This window comes from Anoxybacillus mongoliensis, from assembly GCF_014201515.1.
In the GTDB taxonomy this organism is placed as follows: domain Bacteria; phylum Bacillota; class Bacilli; order Bacillales; family Anoxybacillaceae; genus Anoxybacillus; species Anoxybacillus mongoliensis.
The window spans coordinates 1-16,697 of the sequence record NZ_JACHEQ010000021.1; the positions used below are offsets into that span (position 1 = coordinate 1).

At 41.0% G+C, this 16,697-nt stretch carries 17 protein-coding genes, 3 pseudogenes and 1 riboswitch; of the genes and pseudogenes, 16 read left to right on the forward strand and 4 right to left on the reverse strand.

The window, feature by feature from the left end:
* The first annotated feature begins 167 nt into the window (after nt 1-167).
* Nucleotides 168-269, forward strand: a riboswitch (purine riboswitch).
* 196 nt (nt 270-465) lie between these two features.
* From dgt to HNR43_RS14370, 11 genes and pseudogenes are all read left to right on the forward strand, one after another.
* Nucleotides 466-1,587 carry a dGTP triphosphohydrolase gene (dgt, locus tag HNR43_RS13555; RefSeq protein ID WP_183244622.1) on the forward strand — a complete coding sequence of 374 codons (1,122 nt, stop codon included), beginning with the start codon at nt 466-468 and terminating at the stop codon, nt 1,585-1,587.
* Nucleotides 1,588-1,659: 72 nt separating this feature from the next.
* The gene (locus HNR43_RS13560) at nt 1,660-2,190 is read left to right on the forward strand and encodes a helix-turn-helix domain-containing protein (protein WP_183244624.1); all 531 of its coding nucleotides are present in this window, start codon (nt 1,660-1,662) and stop codon (nt 2,188-2,190) included.
* Between the two features lie 17 nt (nt 2,191-2,207).
* The gene (locus HNR43_RS13565) at nt 2,208-2,720 is read left to right on the forward strand and encodes an IS630 family transposase (protein WP_171335173.1); all 513 of its coding nucleotides are present in this window, start codon (nt 2,208-2,210) and stop codon (nt 2,718-2,720) included.
* Between the two features lie 13 nt (nt 2,721-2,733).
* Nucleotides 2,734-3,984, forward strand: a complete 1,251-nt coding sequence (locus HNR43_RS13570) for a cytochrome P450 (protein WP_246346338.1) — start codon at nt 2,734-2,736, stop codon at nt 3,982-3,984.
* Between the two features lie 70 nt (nt 3,985-4,054).
* On the forward strand, nt 4,055-4,678 hold the full coding sequence (locus HNR43_RS13575) for a dienelactone hydrolase family protein (protein WP_171335169.1): 624 nt from the start codon (nt 4,055-4,057) through the stop codon (nt 4,676-4,678).
* An 11-nt stretch (nt 4,679-4,689) separates the two neighbouring features.
* Nucleotides 4,690-5,841, forward strand: a complete 1,152-nt coding sequence (locus HNR43_RS13580) for a 3-phenylpropionate MFS transporter (RefSeq protein ID WP_216367550.1) — start codon at nt 4,690-4,692, stop codon at nt 5,839-5,841.
* A gap of 149 nt (nt 5,842-5,990) precedes the next feature.
* Nucleotides 5,991-6,173 carry a UPF0236 family transposase-like protein gene (locus HNR43_RS13585; protein WP_246346339.1) on the forward strand — a complete coding sequence of 61 codons (183 nt, stop codon included), beginning with the start codon at nt 5,991-5,993 and terminating at the stop codon, nt 6,171-6,173.
* Between the two features lie 92 nt (nt 6,174-6,265).
* Nucleotides 6,266-6,846 (forward strand): annotated as a pseudogene (locus tag HNR43_RS14360) (IS3 family transposase); the annotation flags it as partial.
* Nucleotides 6,847-6,947: 101 nt separating this feature from the next.
* A pseudogene (locus tag HNR43_RS13600) lies at nt 6,948-7,826 on the forward strand (IS982 family transposase).
* Nucleotides 7,827-7,949: 123 nt separating this feature from the next.
* A pseudogene (locus HNR43_RS14365) lies at nt 7,950-8,164 on the forward strand (transposase); the annotation flags it as partial.
* A gap of 39 nt (nt 8,165-8,203) precedes the next feature.
* Nucleotides 8,204-8,431 (forward strand): IS3 family transposase, encoded by a 228-nt coding sequence (locus HNR43_RS14370; RefSeq protein WP_221248318.1) that lies wholly within the window; start codon nt 8,204-8,206, stop codon nt 8,429-8,431.
* Between the two features lie 215 nt (nt 8,432-8,646).
* Here HNR43_RS14370 and HNR43_RS13615 read toward each other — a convergent pair whose 3' ends face one another.
* Nucleotides 8,647-9,258, reverse strand: coding sequence for a cyclase family protein (locus HNR43_RS13615; protein WP_183244630.1), 612 nt, complete (start codon nt 9,256-9,258; stop codon nt 8,647-8,649).
* A 13-nt stretch (nt 9,259-9,271) separates the two neighbouring features.
* Nucleotides 9,272-10,759 carry a glucose-6-phosphate dehydrogenase gene (gene zwf, locus HNR43_RS13620; RefSeq protein ID WP_183244632.1) on the reverse strand — a complete coding sequence of 496 codons (1,488 nt, stop codon included), beginning with the start codon at nt 10,757-10,759 and terminating at the stop codon, nt 9,272-9,274.
* Nucleotides 10,760-10,878: 119 nt separating this feature from the next.
* Here zwf and rnz point away from each other — a divergent pair, with 119 nt between their 5' ends.
* Both rnz and HNR43_RS13630 read left to right on the forward strand, forming a co-directional pair.
* Entirely contained in the window at nt 10,879-11,817 is a 939-nt protein-coding gene (gene rnz / locus HNR43_RS13625; protein WP_183244634.1) for a ribonuclease Z, read from the forward strand.
* Nucleotides 11,814-12,131, forward strand: coding sequence for a CHY zinc finger protein (locus HNR43_RS13630; protein ID WP_171335190.1), 318 nt, complete (start codon nt 11,814-11,816; stop codon nt 12,129-12,131). Before rnz ends, HNR43_RS13630 begins: the two co-directional genes overlap by 4 nt.
* 37 nt (nt 12,132-12,168) lie before the next feature.
* Here HNR43_RS13630 and namA read toward each other — a convergent pair whose 3' ends face one another.
* Together namA and proI are read right to left on the reverse strand one after the other, a co-directional pair.
* Complete coding sequence (gene namA, locus HNR43_RS13635) at nt 12,169-13,170, reverse strand: NADPH dehydrogenase NamA (protein WP_171335161.1); 1,002 nt, start codon at nt 13,168-13,170, stop codon at nt 12,169-12,171.
* A gap of 72 nt (nt 13,171-13,242) precedes the next feature.
* Entirely contained in the window at nt 13,243-14,076 is an 834-nt protein-coding gene (gene proI, locus HNR43_RS13640) for a pyrroline-5-carboxylate reductase ProI (protein ID WP_171335160.1), read from the reverse strand.
* Between the two features lie 436 nt (nt 14,077-14,512).
* On the opposite strand from proI, the gene HNR43_RS13645 reads away from it, so the two are divergent.
* Genes HNR43_RS13645 through HNR43_RS13655 form a run of 3 tightly spaced genes read left to right on the forward strand, consistent with a single transcriptional unit; the run spans nt 14,513 to nt 16,571 of the window.
* Nucleotides 14,513-15,460: an MBL fold metallo-hydrolase gene (locus HNR43_RS13645; protein WP_183244636.1), complete on the forward strand. Its 948-nt coding sequence runs from the start codon at nt 14,513-14,515 to the stop codon at nt 15,458-15,460.
* On the forward strand, nt 15,457-16,242 hold the full coding sequence (locus tag HNR43_RS13650; RefSeq protein WP_183244638.1) for an SDR family NAD(P)-dependent oxidoreductase: 786 nt from the start codon (nt 15,457-15,459) through the stop codon (nt 16,240-16,242). The genes HNR43_RS13645 and HNR43_RS13650 overlap by 4 nt, the downstream gene beginning before the upstream one ends.
* A gap of 11 nt (nt 16,243-16,253) precedes the next feature.
* On the forward strand, nt 16,254-16,571 hold the full coding sequence (locus HNR43_RS13655) for an iron-sulfur cluster biosynthesis family protein (protein ID WP_183244639.1): 318 nt from the start codon (nt 16,254-16,256) through the stop codon (nt 16,569-16,571).
* Nucleotides 16,572-16,697: the final 126 nt, after the last annotated feature.

Genomic DNA, 16,697 nt, shown 5'->3' on the forward strand with positions numbered 1-16,697 from the left:
TAACATTCACAACGCCTCAAACAAAACGAAGAGGTGACAAGCCTCCGAGTGTACTACATGAACCAGAGGTTAAGGTGTCAATTTGGATGTGTATAGTACCACGGGTTATAATTCCATTTTTTGTTGACATAAATTTTTACAATCTATATAATTATTAATAAAAATGAATATTTTAATAAAAACTTGCTCGTATATCCTCAGAAATATGGTCTGAGAGTTTCTACCCGGCAACCTTAAATTGCTGGACTACGAGTGAAAGTGAATCTAAGTCCATTTTATTCAGTAATTAAGAAAGATGAAGGGATATGGACGGGATTCATATACCTATTTATAAGTTGTACATATAGTATCGAAGACATCAACCCAAGAGGATAGGTTTTCACTCGTGAAACATTAATAGAAACCTATCCTCTTGGGTTTTTACTATTTATTCAGAAAACTATTTTTGTAGAGTGGGAGAGGTTAATGTATAAAAAATATGACAAAAGCAGATTTTCACCAGAACAAGAAAAGATTTCGATTTCAGAGTTTAGATGCGATTACCAACGAATACTAAGATCACTATACTTTCGTATTTTACATACTAAAACACAACTTATTCCATTTCCTCATAACCATAATTTACGGAATAGATTGATTCATTCTTTGGAAGTCAACGAAATCGCAGAAATAATTACTGAAAGAGTAAACAATCATTTGTTAAAAAATGATTTACCAACTATTGATTTAAATCTTATTCATGCGGCAACCTTTGCGCATGATATAGGACATCTTCCTTTTGGTCATAGTGCCGAAAGAAGTCTTGATAATATAATGAAATGCTTTGGGGGATTTGAATCCAATGCTCAAACAATAAGAATTGTAACTGAAGAATCTCATAATGTTACATTAAGAACTGTAGCCGCGCTTCTTAAACATAAAAATGTAATACCTCTTAAAAGGGAAGAAGAAGCGAATTTAATTAAGGGATATTATCAGGAGTCATCTATTTTTGTAAATAAAATTCTCCAGACTTACAATCAACCTGTTATTGAAGAATATATAATTGAACTCGCAGATGATATCTCTAATGCCATCTACGATATAAAAGACATGGTGGGTTTCTTTAGTAGAAATCAATTTGCTAATATTTTAAACTCAAATACTATACTTTCGTTAATATTAGAAGGTATAACATCTAACCCTAATTATAAGAATATTGATAATTTAGAGAGAATAATCAATTGTCTTTTCAATGAAATCAAAGATAATTTCTTGGAAGATTTTTTATCTGGCCAAATATCTAGGGAAAGATATGCATTAAATAAAATTGTTATTGAATTTATTGATTCCTTAGAATTTTATATAAATCCAGCAAAGCCTTACTACAGCAAAATACAATTACCATTACATAGCAGCTTGAAACTAGCAATATTAATCCAAATTACAAAGATATGTTTTCTGAAAAATGATATAAACCTCAAATTTGAAATCAGAATAGATGATTATATTAAAAGAATATTTAATTTTCTATTTTTTGATAACCACAAAAACAGAGGTTCAGACACTAACATGAGACAGCTATATACATGCACCTTAAAACCATGACTTCTGTATGAACACCTTTTTTCATGGCTATACTGCTCCTAAATACTCATGTGTAAAAGGAGCGGAAAGGACATGAAACGTCTGAAAATCACAAATGATCACGATTGGACGCCTCGAACACTTCGGAAACAAGAACGGAAAATCAAAGATGCTTCGCTTCGCGTTCGGGTGACCGCTGTTCGTCTCGTCATGGAAGGTCATCTTGGCAAAGATGTGGCCAAAATGGTCAATCTGTGCCGTCAATCTGTTGCCCTCTACGTTGCACGGTTTAATGAAGGAGGGCTCGATCATTTACTCGATCGTCGGTTGCCGCCTGGTCGTGTGCCATTTCTGACGGAAGAACAACAACAAGAAATCAGACAACTCGTGTTAACTACTACACCTGTGGATGCTGGCTGGGGCATTGCTTCATCATGGAACACGCGTATTTTACAATCTTACATCCAACATACCTATGGCGTTTCGATGTCACGTGAAGGCATTCGTAAGTTATTGCATCGTCTTCGTTTGTCATGGACACGTCCGACGTATAAGCTTGTGAAAGGGAATCCAGAACATCAAGCTGCTTTTCAAAAAGAACTCGAATTTATAAAAAAAAACTAATCACCGAGAACGTCACTATGTTTTATGTGGACGAAACGCATGTTCGTGCGTATCAAGCGCTTCGTACGACATGGGCAGAAGTAGGGAATCAAAAACAAGTGCCAAGCTATGGTCACCACGCCCACGTTTCTATTTTTGGCGCCGTCGATGTTCAACAAGGCGATGTTGTATTTCATCGCGCATCATCCGCCAATGCCGAAACGTTCCTCGAATTTTTGCGCCGATTGAAAGAGAAATATACGGACCGATTCCTCGTGCTTGTGTTGGACAACGCACGCATTCATCATGCCAAGATGGTGCAAGCCTTTCTTGATGGCGAGGAAGGCGATGCTTTTCATTTCATCTTTTTGCCACCGTATTCCCCACAGTTGAACCCGATTGAACGGCTGTGGAAGTGGTTGAAAGATGAAGTGATTGCCAACGTTTTTCACAAGGATCAAAACGATATTGCCCAATCCATTACTCGCTTTGAACAGTACGTTCTACAACACCCGGATGAGGTGTTGCGTCGCATCGGGTGTACTGCGTAAATCAGAGGTTAAAATGTCAATTTGGATGTATATAGAACAATTTAGTGTTTACAGTGATGATTATTTGCATAATCGTTACAACTATTACAAGAGATTAAGAGATAATGCTCCAGTTTATTGGAATGAAGAAATGCGTTCGTGGTTTATAACAAGATATGATGACATCACAAAATATTTGCAGGGAGACACCTTTATCACTAGCCCACTAATTTGGCACAAAATGAAAAATCTCCCTGAAGGCGAAGACAAGCACTTTAAGGAGATCATCGACATTATATCCACATGGATGATTTATAACGACCGTCCAATCCATACACGTTTAAGAAAATACATGAACCGTGCCTTTTGGAAAGAAGAGATTGAGGCTATCACTCCTGAAATCAAGAAAATTGTAACATCAGTTTTAGATCAAGTGGTTGAAAAACATTCGAACGAGTTTGACTTCGTTTCTGAAGTTGCTCATCCAATTCCGGCGTTGGTACTTTGTAAAATGCTTGGTATTCCAGGTGAAGAGGTTGAACGTTTTATCCGTTGGTCAGATGACATTGCTCAATTTATGCAAAACTTTGTTGTTTCCCACGTCCCTGACAAAGATATCAGCGATCAAACCAAAAAAAGTATGAAAGAAATGTACATGTTTCTTTCAGAAGCAATTGCTGAAAGACGCATCAAAAAACGCAACGATTTGTTAAGCCGTTTAATCTCAGATAATCCGAGTGAGGAAGGAGAATTATGTGACGATGAACTTATCGCACAAACCATTCATCTAATTTTTGGTGGACATAAAATTCCGCAGTTCATGTTAAGTAATACGTTGCATCTATTGTTCAAACATCCAAAAGTATTTGATGAACTCAAAAAAGATCTGTCTCTAATTCCTAAGGTCTTGGATGAGACTATGCGACTTGAAGGACCAATTCAATACATAACAAGACACGCTGCCCAAGATATTACTATTCATAACCAACTTATTCGTGAAGGAGATTCGGTCTATTTCTTCCTCGGTTCCGCTGGTCGTGATGAACGCGTTTTTGAAAATCCAGAAAAATTTGATATCAATCGGACAGGTAAACAGCATATTGGTTTTGGTGGTGGTTATCATGCATGCATTGCTGCAGCATTTGCTCGCGTAGAAATCGCCGAAATTTTAAAAGAAGTTATTCAACGTTTTTCTCACATTACACCTTTATATAATCTTGAAAGACCTGAATGGACGCCTAACCCTACCTTTCATGGTATTGTTACAATGCCGATCAAATACTAACTTCCTATACTGAGGGGGAGCGCGACACCCCCTCTATCTTTAATTATAAGGATAAGGAGTTTGTCATATCATGTTAAAACACTGTAATTATTCTGATGTTGCTGTCATCCTGATACATGAAATCTATGGGATTAACGATCATATGAAACACGTAGCTCAAATGGTTGCCGCTAAAGGGTATGACGTATACTGCCCCAATTTATTAAATCGAGATCATTTTCATTATGATGATGAGGCAGATGCTTACCAATATTTCAAAAATGAAATTGGATTTGGAAAAGCGAAAAAACAAGTTTTAAATTTAGTAGATTCCTTAAAGTCTCGATACAAAACCATTGTGTTCTGGGGGTATAGCGTCGGTGCAACCGTAGCTTGGTTATGTTGCGAACATTATGGCATAGGAGATGCGGCCATAGGTTACTATGGATCACGGATTAGAGACTATCTCAATTTATTCCCAAAACTACCCGTACTATTACTGTTTTCTGAGCACGAAAAGTCATTTAATGTTAACTGGCTCGTCGAGCAATTATCCTGTAAATCAGGGATAAAAGTCGAGTTGTTTAAAGGACAGCACGGGTTCGCTAATCCCTTCTCCGATAACTATCATCCGGATTCAGAAAGAAAGGCTTTTGAACTGTCCCTACAACTTATTGAAACCATTCAGAAAACGAAAAAAAATGTATTGACATAAGGGGAAGTGTTATGAAACAAACATGGTTATCCACAAACTTTTTTGTATTTTTCTTCACCTGGGGGATTTTCTTACCGTACTGGACCGTTTGGCTGATTACAAAAGGGTTAACTGCTCAACAAGCAGGGATCGTGATATCCATCGGATTACTAGTAAGAGCTTTTTCAACTTCGTACATTTTTCCTGCCTTGTGCAAAAGGTATTGGTTATCACACGTTTCGCTTATAGTCGCTTTTTTATCTCTAATCATCCTAGTATGTTTTTTGCCTTTTAATAATTTGGCAGGGCTTATGTTAGTAATGGTCTTTTTCAGCCTCATCTATCCCATGTTGTTACCTATCAACGAGACAAAGGCCTCCATTCTATCAAAAGAAGAAAATGGGATTGACTATGGAAAATGCAGATTATGGGGATCGTTCGGTTTTATTCTCTCATCAGTGTTAACAGGATGGGTAGCCTCAAAAAATGCGAACAATATTATCTATTTGTTTTTACTCGGTAATCTATTCATTTTAATCCTATCATTAATTCGATCTCCATCAAGCTTAAGAGTTAAGCTTTCTCAACGGTCAGGAGGTTCCTTTGAATTACTGAAATCAAAATCATTTTTAATATGTTTACTCCTGAGTATGGTTTTACAAGGTTCCCATGCTACCTACTATAATTACGGAGTTATTTATCTTAAACACATAGGAATCAATAGTGTTTATATTGGTGGAATCTTTGTTTTGGCTGTCTTAGCTGAAATCGGGTTCTTTTACATTTCAAATCGAGTATTCACTAAGTTCGATGTAGCGACTATGTTTCTATTGGCCGGGATTGCATCAATTATCCGTTGGTCAAGTGTCTATTTTTTTGAGAATCTACTGGTTTTTGTGTTTTCTCAACCGTTGCACGCTTTAACATTTGGTCTCACGCACTTTGCATTCATGACTTTTGTTAATCAATATATTAGTAAGGACAAAATTCCTTCAGCTCATGGACTCTACGCATCACTTGCCATGAGTTTAACCACTGGGGTTTTAACACTTGTCAGTGGATACTTGTACTTGTATTCACCTGGATTCCCATTTCTCGGAATGGCATTGGTCGTGGCACCTAGTTTATTCCTATGCCCGATGCTTAAAAAGCTTACCCGTCAATCCAGCACATTTCAGGTATGAGTAAAATGTTTGTGGGAGAAAAAAAGACAGGTTCCTGATTTGGTATAATCAGGAACCTGTCCGATATGTAAGCAAAATAGATGAAAAATGGGCTCTCCTCCTGTAAGGTAGTAAGTGCGAAAAAATAACCAAAGAAAGGAGTGGAGCCCATGCAGGATTATATCACAGATGGAGTCACATGGAAAGACATTGAACAGTTATTGTTTCGGCATATGCAAAAAGAATATGGTCAACTGCTTCAACAGGTGTTGGAGGATATCGACCGCACATTGGCGGAAAAACGAGATAAAAAACGATACGCGCTCAAAGATAAACGAGGGATACGGATGTAGACGATGTTTGGAGAAGTGATGTTAGTCTAGATTATAGACACAACGAATAGAGAAATGTATAGTAAATCCATCAATCATAGGGAGTGTCTATAATGACAAGACGTTTTGATAAAGAATTCAAAATACATGCAGTAAAATTAGTGGTTGAGGAAAGAAAAGCGGTCGCTCAAACCGCAAGACAACTCGATATTTCGCCAAAAACGCTTCATAAATGGGTAGCAGATTATAAAAAAGATGCTGAGCATAGCTTTGTCGGGAGTGGGAACCTCAAGCCAGAAGATCGTGAAAAGCGTGAACTTCAAAAACGTATTCGGGATCTGGAGGAGGAAAACGCGATCTTAAAAAAGGCCATGAGCATCTTCGCCAAAAACCAGAAGTCATTTATGCATTTATTCATACGCATAGAAAGGAGTTTCGCGTGGCGAAGATGTGTGAAGTCTTAGGCGTTTCAAGAAGTGGATACTATGCATGGGTCAAACGACCAGAAAGTCAACAAAAGAAAAGACAGGAAGCATTGAAAAAGCAAATCAAAAAGATTCATATCGAGTCAAGAGAAACGTATGGCAGTCCAAAAATCACAAAAATCCTTCAGAAAGAAGGGGTTAAGGTATCTCAAAAAACGGTCGCCAGAATCATGAAAGATGGTGATATTCGTTCAAAAACAAAGAAAAAACCTGTGGTGCTAGATAAAATCGAGTAAGCAAAAAAATAACCCTTGCTTGTGGATCTCCTGTAGAATGAAAGTGCGACCAAACATTCGAAAGGAGAATCCTCATGCAAGAGCACTTTCACTTTACAACAGACAAAGCGAAAATTCAAAAACAATACGTAGCCATTTTCTTTTTTGTTTCTGCCCAGCTGTCACAAATTCAATGCTATCTTCAACGTCGCAATCGTCATTTAGTGAAACAAGAAGACGCGGTGATCATGGCCATTCATCTTTTAGGAAAGTTGCTTGGCTTCTCTTCCGAACGTGCGTGGCATCGCTTTGTTACTGGGAACTTGTTCACGGATGGACATTTTCTCTAACGTTCTCGATACAATCGCCGTTGCCGAGCGCTGCGCTTTGCAGTCAAATGGATTCGTCATGAACGAGCGAAACGTGGTCAACACCATGCCTATGCGGTAGTAGATAGCATGCCAATCGATTTGTGCCATGCCGCAAGAATGTACCGTGTCAAACGATTCCAAGGGATCGCCGACATCGGGCTTTGTGCGTCGAAAAAGCAGTGGTACTATGGGTTTAAGTTTCATCTTCAAGTGACAGACCAAGGACTACCTATGGGATACGTGGTAACGGGGGCGTCCTGTCACGATCGAACCGCAGCTGAAACCGTCATGACTCAAATTCCTCATCCCTATAACTTGGGTGACAAAGGATTCATCAGTAGCGAATGGCAAAAAAAGTTGTATGAAGAGTACCAAATCGCTTTTTGGACTCCATCTCGCAAAAATCAGAAACACCGCCCATCTGAATCATGGGAGAAATGGCTCAAACAAAAACGTAAAGTGATCGAAACGGTGTTCTCCGTCCTCGTTGACCAGTATCGTATGACAGAAATTCGTGCGAATTCGATTTCAGGGTTTGAAGTGGCACTAGATGGCATATTGTTGGTGTATTCGCTTGTAACACTCGAGCTAGTTGAGCGCTAGCGCTCAACTAGCACCACGGGTAAGAAAAAATATAAGGCAACCACAAACTCGAAGCATCATTTGCCTGTGTATCCTAACTTATTGAATCAGCAGTTTGAAGCAGATGAGCCGAATCAAGTATGGGTGGCGGATATCACGTATATTTGGACGAAAGAAGGCTGGCTGTATTTAGCTTCGGTCATGGATTTGTTTTCTCGTAAAATCGTTGGCTGGTGTCTTTCCGAGCGAATGACAAAAGAGTTAGTGATCAAAGCTTAAACCGAGCCATCGACGAGAGAAAGCCTCAACCAGGTCTGATTCACCATTCGGATCAAGGGAGCCAATATGCATCGAACGAGTATCAAATCATCTTACGACAGTACGGAATGCAAACCAGCATGAGTCGAAAAGGAAACTGCTATGATAACGCATGTGCGGAATCGTTTCACAGCATCATCAAAAAGGAACTGATTTTTCACGAGACCTTTGCAACAAGGGAAGAGACCAAACATCGGATTTTTGAATATATTGAGTGTTTTTATCATGCCGAGCGAATTCATTCCGCTAACGAGTACATGTCTCCGATGGCATATGAGAAGATGTATCAGCAAGGCAAAAAGCAGTGAACTCTTCTCTCCACAAAGTCACGATATAAGGGACATCTTTCCTCTTGAGGAGGGGAAGGGTTTACCAAACCGTTCTCCTTCTCAAGAGGCCACCAAACGAAGTGCGGTAGTAGGGTTTTAAAGTTTTTCTCGATTTTACGTGTCTATTTTCTTGACGCCTCACTTTTTCAACACTTTGAACAATAAACAATCCCCCTCATCATGAGGGGGATTGTTTATTGTTCAAACAACAATACACGCGCTGGGGCGGCGTCGGTGCCGACGAGTTTGAGGGGAGCAGCGACCATCCAATATTCTCCTGCTGGAACGTCTTTTAGCCGAAGTCCTTCGATGACGATAATACCGTGACCGAACAACGTTTTATGTGTTGGATGTCCCGCTTGGTTTCGTTCGACGCCGAGCGCGTCAATGCCGACGCCGCGAATGCGTTTTTCGGCTAAATATGTTGCCGCATCTTCAGCAACGTAAATAAATTCAAAGTTAAAAGCGTCGTCAAATGAGTTTTTTGTTTTAAATAAAATAAAATCGTTTTCTTGAATATCAAAATGAATGAGATCTTCTCTTGTAATGCGATCATTGACATTTGTCAAGTCTAATACTTTGCAGTAGCCGACAAGTTTTTCAAGCGGAATCGTTTCAAACGTTTCTCCGTTTTTTACCATATGGAGCGGCGCATCAATGTGCGTGCCTGTATGCACATCCATGTCGATGCGCGATTCAGTGACGTAATCGTTCGTGACGGTCGTTCGCTTCGGTTGTTTTTCCGGTTTATTTTTATACACAGGCATCCCTTCGAAAATGGGAGCGGTGACATCGTATAGCTTCATCTTTGTTTCCTCCTTACATTGTTCCGTTTAGTGGCCACCAATGGAAGCCGTCTTTTTGCAATAGTTCATCTGCCTTTTTCGGTCCCATCGAGCCAGCTTCGTAGTTCGGAAAGTCCGTAGCTTTCGTGTTTGCCCACACTTCCGAAATCGGGTCGATGAAGCTCCATGAGGCAGCGACTTCATCCCAATGCGTAAAGTTTGTCGCATCGCCGCGCATGCAGTCATATAACAATTTCTCATACGCTTCTGGCGTATTAATGCCGTCGATGCAATTGTTGCAGTAATCGAGCTTAATCGGCGTCGTTTTCATGCTTTCGCCGCTTTTTTTCGCATTTAAATGAAGGGTAATGCCTTCATCTGGTTGGATATGAATGACGAGCAAATTCGGATGAACGTGTTCGCTTGTGCGATAATATAAGTTCATCGGTACATCTTTAAATTGTACAACGATTTTCGTTGATTTTTCCGTCATTCGTTTTCCTGTTCGTATGTAAAATGGTACACCTGCCCAGCGGAAGTTGTCGATCATTAATTTCCCTGCGACAAACGTTTCCGTATTGGAGTTTGGATCGACGTTATGTTCTTCACGATACCCGACGACTTGTTGCCCGCGCACGATGCCGCGTCCGTATTGCCCACGCACGAAATATGTCTCGACGTCATCGTGCGTCATTGGACGAAGGGCGCGCAACACTTTCACTTTTTCGCTGCGAATATCGTCTGTCGTCAACTTAATCGGAGGCTCCATCGCTAAAAGCGCAACCATTTGCAGCATATGGTTTTGCACCATATCGCGCAGTGCACCGGAGTGGTCGTAATAGCGCCCACGGTCTTCTACACCGAGTGTTTCGCTTGATGTAATTTGAATATTAGCGATGAAACGGTTGTTCCAAAGCGGTTCAAAAATGGCGTTTGCAAAGCGAATGACTTCAATGTTTTGCACCATTTCTTTTCCAAGATAATGATCAATCCGAAAAATTTGTTCCTCGGAAAACGATTGACGGATTTCTTCATTTAGTTTTTGCGCGCTTCGTAAATCATGACCGAACGGTTTTTCAATCACTAATCGCGTCCAGCCGTTCGTTGTCGTCAGTCCTTCCGATTTTAAATGCGATGTAATCGTTCCGAAAAACTCAGGCGCCATCGCTAAATAAAAAATACGGTTACCTGGGATGTAAAATTGTTCTTCGACGTGTGTTAATAGTTCGTTTAATTGTTTGTATGATTGTGTATTTGTCGCATCTAGTGAATGATAGTAAAAATGAGAAATAAATTTTTCATCTATTAATTCTTGTTTCGTCGCTTCTTCAATTGTTTCTTTTACGTAGTGGCGAAACGATTCGTCTGTATGCGGACGACGGGCAACGCCAACAACCGCAAACTGTTCATCAAGCTTTCCTTTTTGATAAAGTTTATAAATAGACGGGAATAGTTTACGTTTTGCTAAGTCGCCAGTCGCGCCAAAAATTACAATCGTCGCTTTTGGTTGTACGTCATTCACGGACCATATACCTCACTTTTATTCATTTTTTGAAAGGTTCATGATAATGTAATTTTAGAGGTTTATTGTGGTAAACGCAAATGTTTTATCTGATTAAAGAACAGAGAGGAGTTTGTAGCGTGGAGTTATTGTTTTTAGGGACAGGCTCTGGTGTCCCATCAAAAGGTAGAAACGTATCAGCCATTGCCCTCCAGTTGTTAGAAGAAAGAGGGGCGACATGGTTATTCGATTGTGGAGAAGCAACGCAACATCAAATTTTACATACGTCTATTCGCCCGCGACGCATTGAACGTATTTTTATTACGCACTTACATGGAGACCACATTTTTGGTTTACCTGGACTGCTTGGTAGCCGTTCGTTTCAAGGGGGAGAAACACCACTTTTTGTTTACGGTCCAGCAGGTATTCGTTCGTTTATCGAAACCGCATTAACGGTCAGCGGCACGCGACTCAAATATGAGCTACATATTGAGGAGTTTACAGAAGGTGTCGTATTTCAAGACGAACAGTTTATTGTTACAGCAAAATTGCTTGATCACGGTTTGCCTTCGTACGGTTTTCGAATTGTCGAAAAAGATTTACCGGGTACATTGCTCGTTGACGAGTTGCGCGCACTTGGTGTGAAGCCTGGTTCGATTTATCAACAAATTAAGCGAGGGGAGCTTGTCACATTAGATGATGGAACTGTCATTGATGGACGAAACTTTGTAGCCCCACCGAAAAAAGGACGCATTGTTGCGATTATGGGAGATACGCGTTATTGTGAGGCAAGTGTTGAACTAGCAAAACGAGCGGACGTGCTTGTCCATGAGGCGACATTTAGCGCAGAGGAAGCCCATTTAGCGCACGATTACTATCATTCAACGACGTTGCAAGCAGCGGAAGTAGCGAAACGAGCGGAAGTGAAGCAACTCATTTTGACACATATTAGCTCTCGTTATCAAGGAAACATGTGTGATCAGCTTGTAGAAGAGGCAAAAACAATTTTTCCGAATGTCGCGCTTGCCTTTGATTTTTCGTCATTTCCGATTATAAGAAAAGGGAATGATGAGGGATGATCGAAGTCAAAGGAAATGTCATCGACAAACAAACGAGATGTGCCCATTATCATAGTGAACGCGATGTTATCGCTATAAAGTTTTTTTGTTGTCAAACGTATTTCCCGTGCGTGCACTGTCATGAAGAACATGGTTGTGGCAACCATGCGGTATGGCCGAAAGAACGTTTTCATGAAAAAGCTGTCTTATGTGGCGTTTGTCAAACGGAACTGACAATTGAACAATATATGATGAGCGATTATCGGTGTCCACATTGCGATGCTGCGTTTAACCCGGGTTGTCAACTTCACGCCCACTATTATTTTGACATATAAAAGGATGTCCACTGCATTGGACATCCTTTGTCGTGTTTTACCATCCTCTGATATACGGCTTTGGCGCTTCAAGCGATATACCAAGTTCGTTTGCCGCTGTTTTTGGCCAATATGGGTTGCGAAGAAGCTCGCGACCGATAAAAATCAAATCGGCGCGGCCGTTGCGTAAAATTTCTTCCGCTTGTAAGCCAGACGTAATGAGTCCGACAGCACCAGTGGCGACGTCTGCTTCACGGCGAATTGTTTCAGCAAACGGCACTTGATAGCCTGGATATACTTGAATTTTTGCTGGAACGACAGCGCCAGAGCTCACATCGATCAAATCAACACCTTGTGCTTTCATTCGTTTTGCATATTCGATGTAGTCGTTTACCTTTAAGCCGTCCGGATGGTAGTCAGAAGCAGAAATGCGGACAAACAACGGTCCGTCCCATACTTCTTTTACCGCTTCAATCACTTCACTTAAAAAGCGGTAACGGTTTTCTCCACCGTATTCATCTGTTCGTTTGTTTGTGAGCGGTGATAAAAACTCGTTAATGAGATAGCCGTGCGCGGCGTGAATTTCGATGACATCAAATCTAGCTTCCTTGGCGCGACGCGCACCTTGTTGAAACGCATGAATCGTTTCTTCAATATCGATTTTCGTCATCTCTTTTGGCGTACGCATCGTGTCATCGAACGGAATAGGGGATGGAGCGAAGATTTCTCCAGCAACCGTCGCTTTTCGTCCCGCATGAGCAAGCTGAATGCCGATTTTGGCGCCTTGTTCATGAACGAGCGAAGTAAGTGTACGCAATCCATCGATATGGTCGTCATCCCAAATGCCTAAATCGCGAGCTGAAATTCTTCCTTGTTTTGTTACTGCTGTCGCTTCAACAATAATAAGTCCGACTTGCCCGACAGCGCGCGTTGCATAATGAATAAGATGCCAGTTGTGAACTGTTCCGTCTTCACGATCGCATGCATACATGCACATCGGCGACATCACAATGCGGTTTTTCAAGGTAACATCTCGAATCGTATATGGTGAAAATAACATGTCTACTCCCTCCCATAGTATGTTTCATAACAAATGATACCATGGGTATTTGGAAAAGAAAAACAACTTGCACTATTGAACAGAAGAAAGTAGTGCTTCACCAAGTTCTTTTGATCGTTCCGTCGCCCGCTTAATGCAAGCAATCATCGCTTCTTGATAGCGATAGCGCTCAAGCACGCCGATGCCTGCTTCTGTCGTTCCGCCTGGGCTTGTGACTTCTTTGCGCAAAACAGACGGATGTTTGTTTGTTGCTTTTAACATATGGGCAGCACCGATAATCGTCTGTAAAATAAGCTCTTTCGCAATATCGCGATCAAGCCCGATTTCATCGGCTGCTTTTTCCATCGCTTCAACTAAATAATAAACGTAAGCTGGTCCGCTACCTGATAATCCTGTCACTGCATGTAAATGCTTTTCATCAACAATTGTGACGATCCCGACCGTTTCAAATAGCTCTTTTGCCATGTGGATATGTTTATCCGTTGCATAGGCACCTTGTGCTAGCGCTGTGGCGGATTGTCCGATTGCTGCCGATGTATTTGGCATGGCGCGAATAACAGGGATTTTTTTCCCGATGAGCGATGTAATTGTATCCGTCGTCACTCCTGCAAGCAATGAAATAATAAGCTGTTGTTCGCAAAAAGCGTGCGCGATTGGCATAAGACTTTCCGCCACGTCTTTTGGTTTCATCGCCAAAATAACGATATGAGCTTCTTTCACTGCTTTTTCTTTATTTGTTTCGATTCTTACTCCGTATGTTTGTTTCATATATGTCAGCCGTTCCATGCGCGCCCGATTCGTTACGATCATTTGCTCTGGCTTATATAACGTTTGTGTGACCCCCGAAATAAGCGCTTCTGCCATCGACCCTGCACCGAGAAACGTCACCGTTATTTCTTTACTCATCTATTCTCCTCCTCGTCTCCAAAATAAAAAGACCTTTCGTCCGATAAAGGACGGAAAGGTCTTGATTTCCGCGGTACCACCTTTGTTGGCACAATGTGCCCACCTCTTATGCCGGTATCGTCGGCCAGACGGTTAGGTTTGCCTAACAGCTCATAGGGTAGGTTCCATGATAAAGAGGGTAATGAAACCTTTCAGCCGATGGGTTTCACTCTCTTTTACCGTTTATCATGTACTGGCCCTATTCATCGCTTCATGTATATATGATTTGTTTGCAATTATGCATGAAAAACAAGCTTGTTGTCAATAGGTTATAAAGTTTTATTTTCTGAATTTTTTAATAAATAAATAAAAACAAATGACAAACGAAAAAAATAAGTGTAAACTGATAAACAGACGAAACGAAAAGTTATGATGATATAATGAAGGAGTCGGAAAAATGGAACAATTGCATCGCATTGTCGTCCCAACGCCATTTGCCGTTGGCGATGTGAATATGTATATTGTCAAAGGAGACCGTTTAACGCTTATTGATGCTGGGGTGAAAACGGAAGAAGCATGGCGTGTCTTCGTTCGTGAATTACGCGAACTCGGTTATGAACCGGAGGATATTGAGCAAGTCATCATTACACATCACCATCCAGATCACGTCGGTTTACTCGATTATTTACCGCCGTCGCTTCCCGTTATCGGCCATCGCAAAGCTGCACCTTGGATTGCGAAAGATGCTGCTTTTTTTGCGTGGCATCAGCAATATTTCGAGCAATTTTTAATCGAGTGTGGCATCGGTGAAGAAGGCATAGCGAAACTTGGGAACTTTCGGCGTTCTCTCCGTTTTTCGTGCGAGCGCTCGCTCACCCAAGAAGTAAAAGAAGGGGATATGATTGAAGGTTGGACGGTCATTGAAACACCGGGACACGCACAAAGTCATATTGTTTTATATCGGGAAGCGGACGGTCTGATGATCGGGGGGGATCATTTACTAGCAACGATTTCATCGAATCCGTTGTTAGAACCGCCTGCGATCGGGGAACAAGAGCGTCCAAAACCACTTTTGCAATATAACGATTCATTGAAAAAATTATTGAATTACGACATTACAACAATTGTTACAGGACACGGAGAAGATGTGACGGATGTCGCACCGCTTATCGCAAAGCGGCTTGAAAAACAAAAAGAGCGTGCCCAACACGTATGGCAATTGTTGAGCGAAAAACCAATGACGGCATTTGACGTATGCCGAGCGCTTTTTCCAACCGTATATGAACGTGAATTTTTATTGACGATGTCGGAAACGATTGGTCAGCTTGATTATTTAGAGGCAATTGGGGCAGTGAAAAAAGAAAAAGACGATCAAATATATATGTACGAAGTGGTGAGATCATGAAGTTAGCAGGGAAATACGTCGTTATTACAGGAGCGTCGAGCGGCATTGGCGAACAAATTGCATACGAAGTAGCTAAGCGTGGAGGAATACCGATATTGCTCGCTCGCTCAAAAGAAAAGTTGGCGCAAATTGCGCAACATATTGAACAAACGTACGGCATCTCTTGCTTATATGAACAGTTAGATGTTAGTAACGAAAAAGAAGTAGACGCTGTATTCGATCGCTTGCTTGCGTCTGTCGATATCGATATTCTCGTTAATAATGCTGGGTTCGGTGTATTTCGATATGTCGAGCATATCGATCTCTCGGAAGTGAAACAAATGTTTAATGTCAACGTGCTCGGACTGATCGCATGTACAAAAAAAGTGTACACACATATGATGAAAAAACGATCCGGTCATATTATTAACATCGCATCACAAGCAGGAAAAATTGCGACACCAAAGTCAAGCGTATATGCTGCCACAAAACATGCGGTACTCGGTTTTACAAATAGTTTGCGGATGGAAGCATCGATGTATGGCATTTATGTGACGGCTGTCAATCCTGGACCGATCGAAACAAACTTTTTTACCGTTGCTGATACGTCTGGGGAATATGTGAAAAACGTAAAACGTTGGATGCTTCGCCCGGAATTTGTCGCAAAGCGAGTCGTTGATGCGATGCTTACGCCAACGCGCGAAGTGAATTTACCGGTTTGGATGCATATGGGAAGTCGTATGTATCAACTATTCCCATCGCTTATCGAAAAAATCGGAAAACAAGCGTTTTTAAAAAAGTAAGTGAGGTGTAAATGGTGAAAATTACGATAACAAAACGAGTGATCGAACAGCTTCATCGTGTTCGTGGAAATAAGCACGTCAAGCTGACATACGATACAGATGATTGCGGATGTGCCGTAAACGGAGTGCCTATGTTACTGCTTGTCGATCAATTAGACGAACATGATGTAGCGATTGAAACAAACGATATGCCGATTTGGATGGAGAAGCATCGGCTCATTTTCTTTGATGAACAAATGACGATTGATGTTGTCGATGGAGCAGGATGTTTTCAATTAAAAAGCCCGAATCAAATTTTAAATGCGCGCATGTCGCTTATGGAGCGCTAACAAAGTAAAAAGCCCGGAATAAAAGCCGGGCTTCAGACTGTTGAAAAACGATTTTGTCAAGGACAAAATCGTTTTTCTTTTGTTAATATGTTAAAGGAAAACTATGAAGAAGGAGAGGTAGAAGTA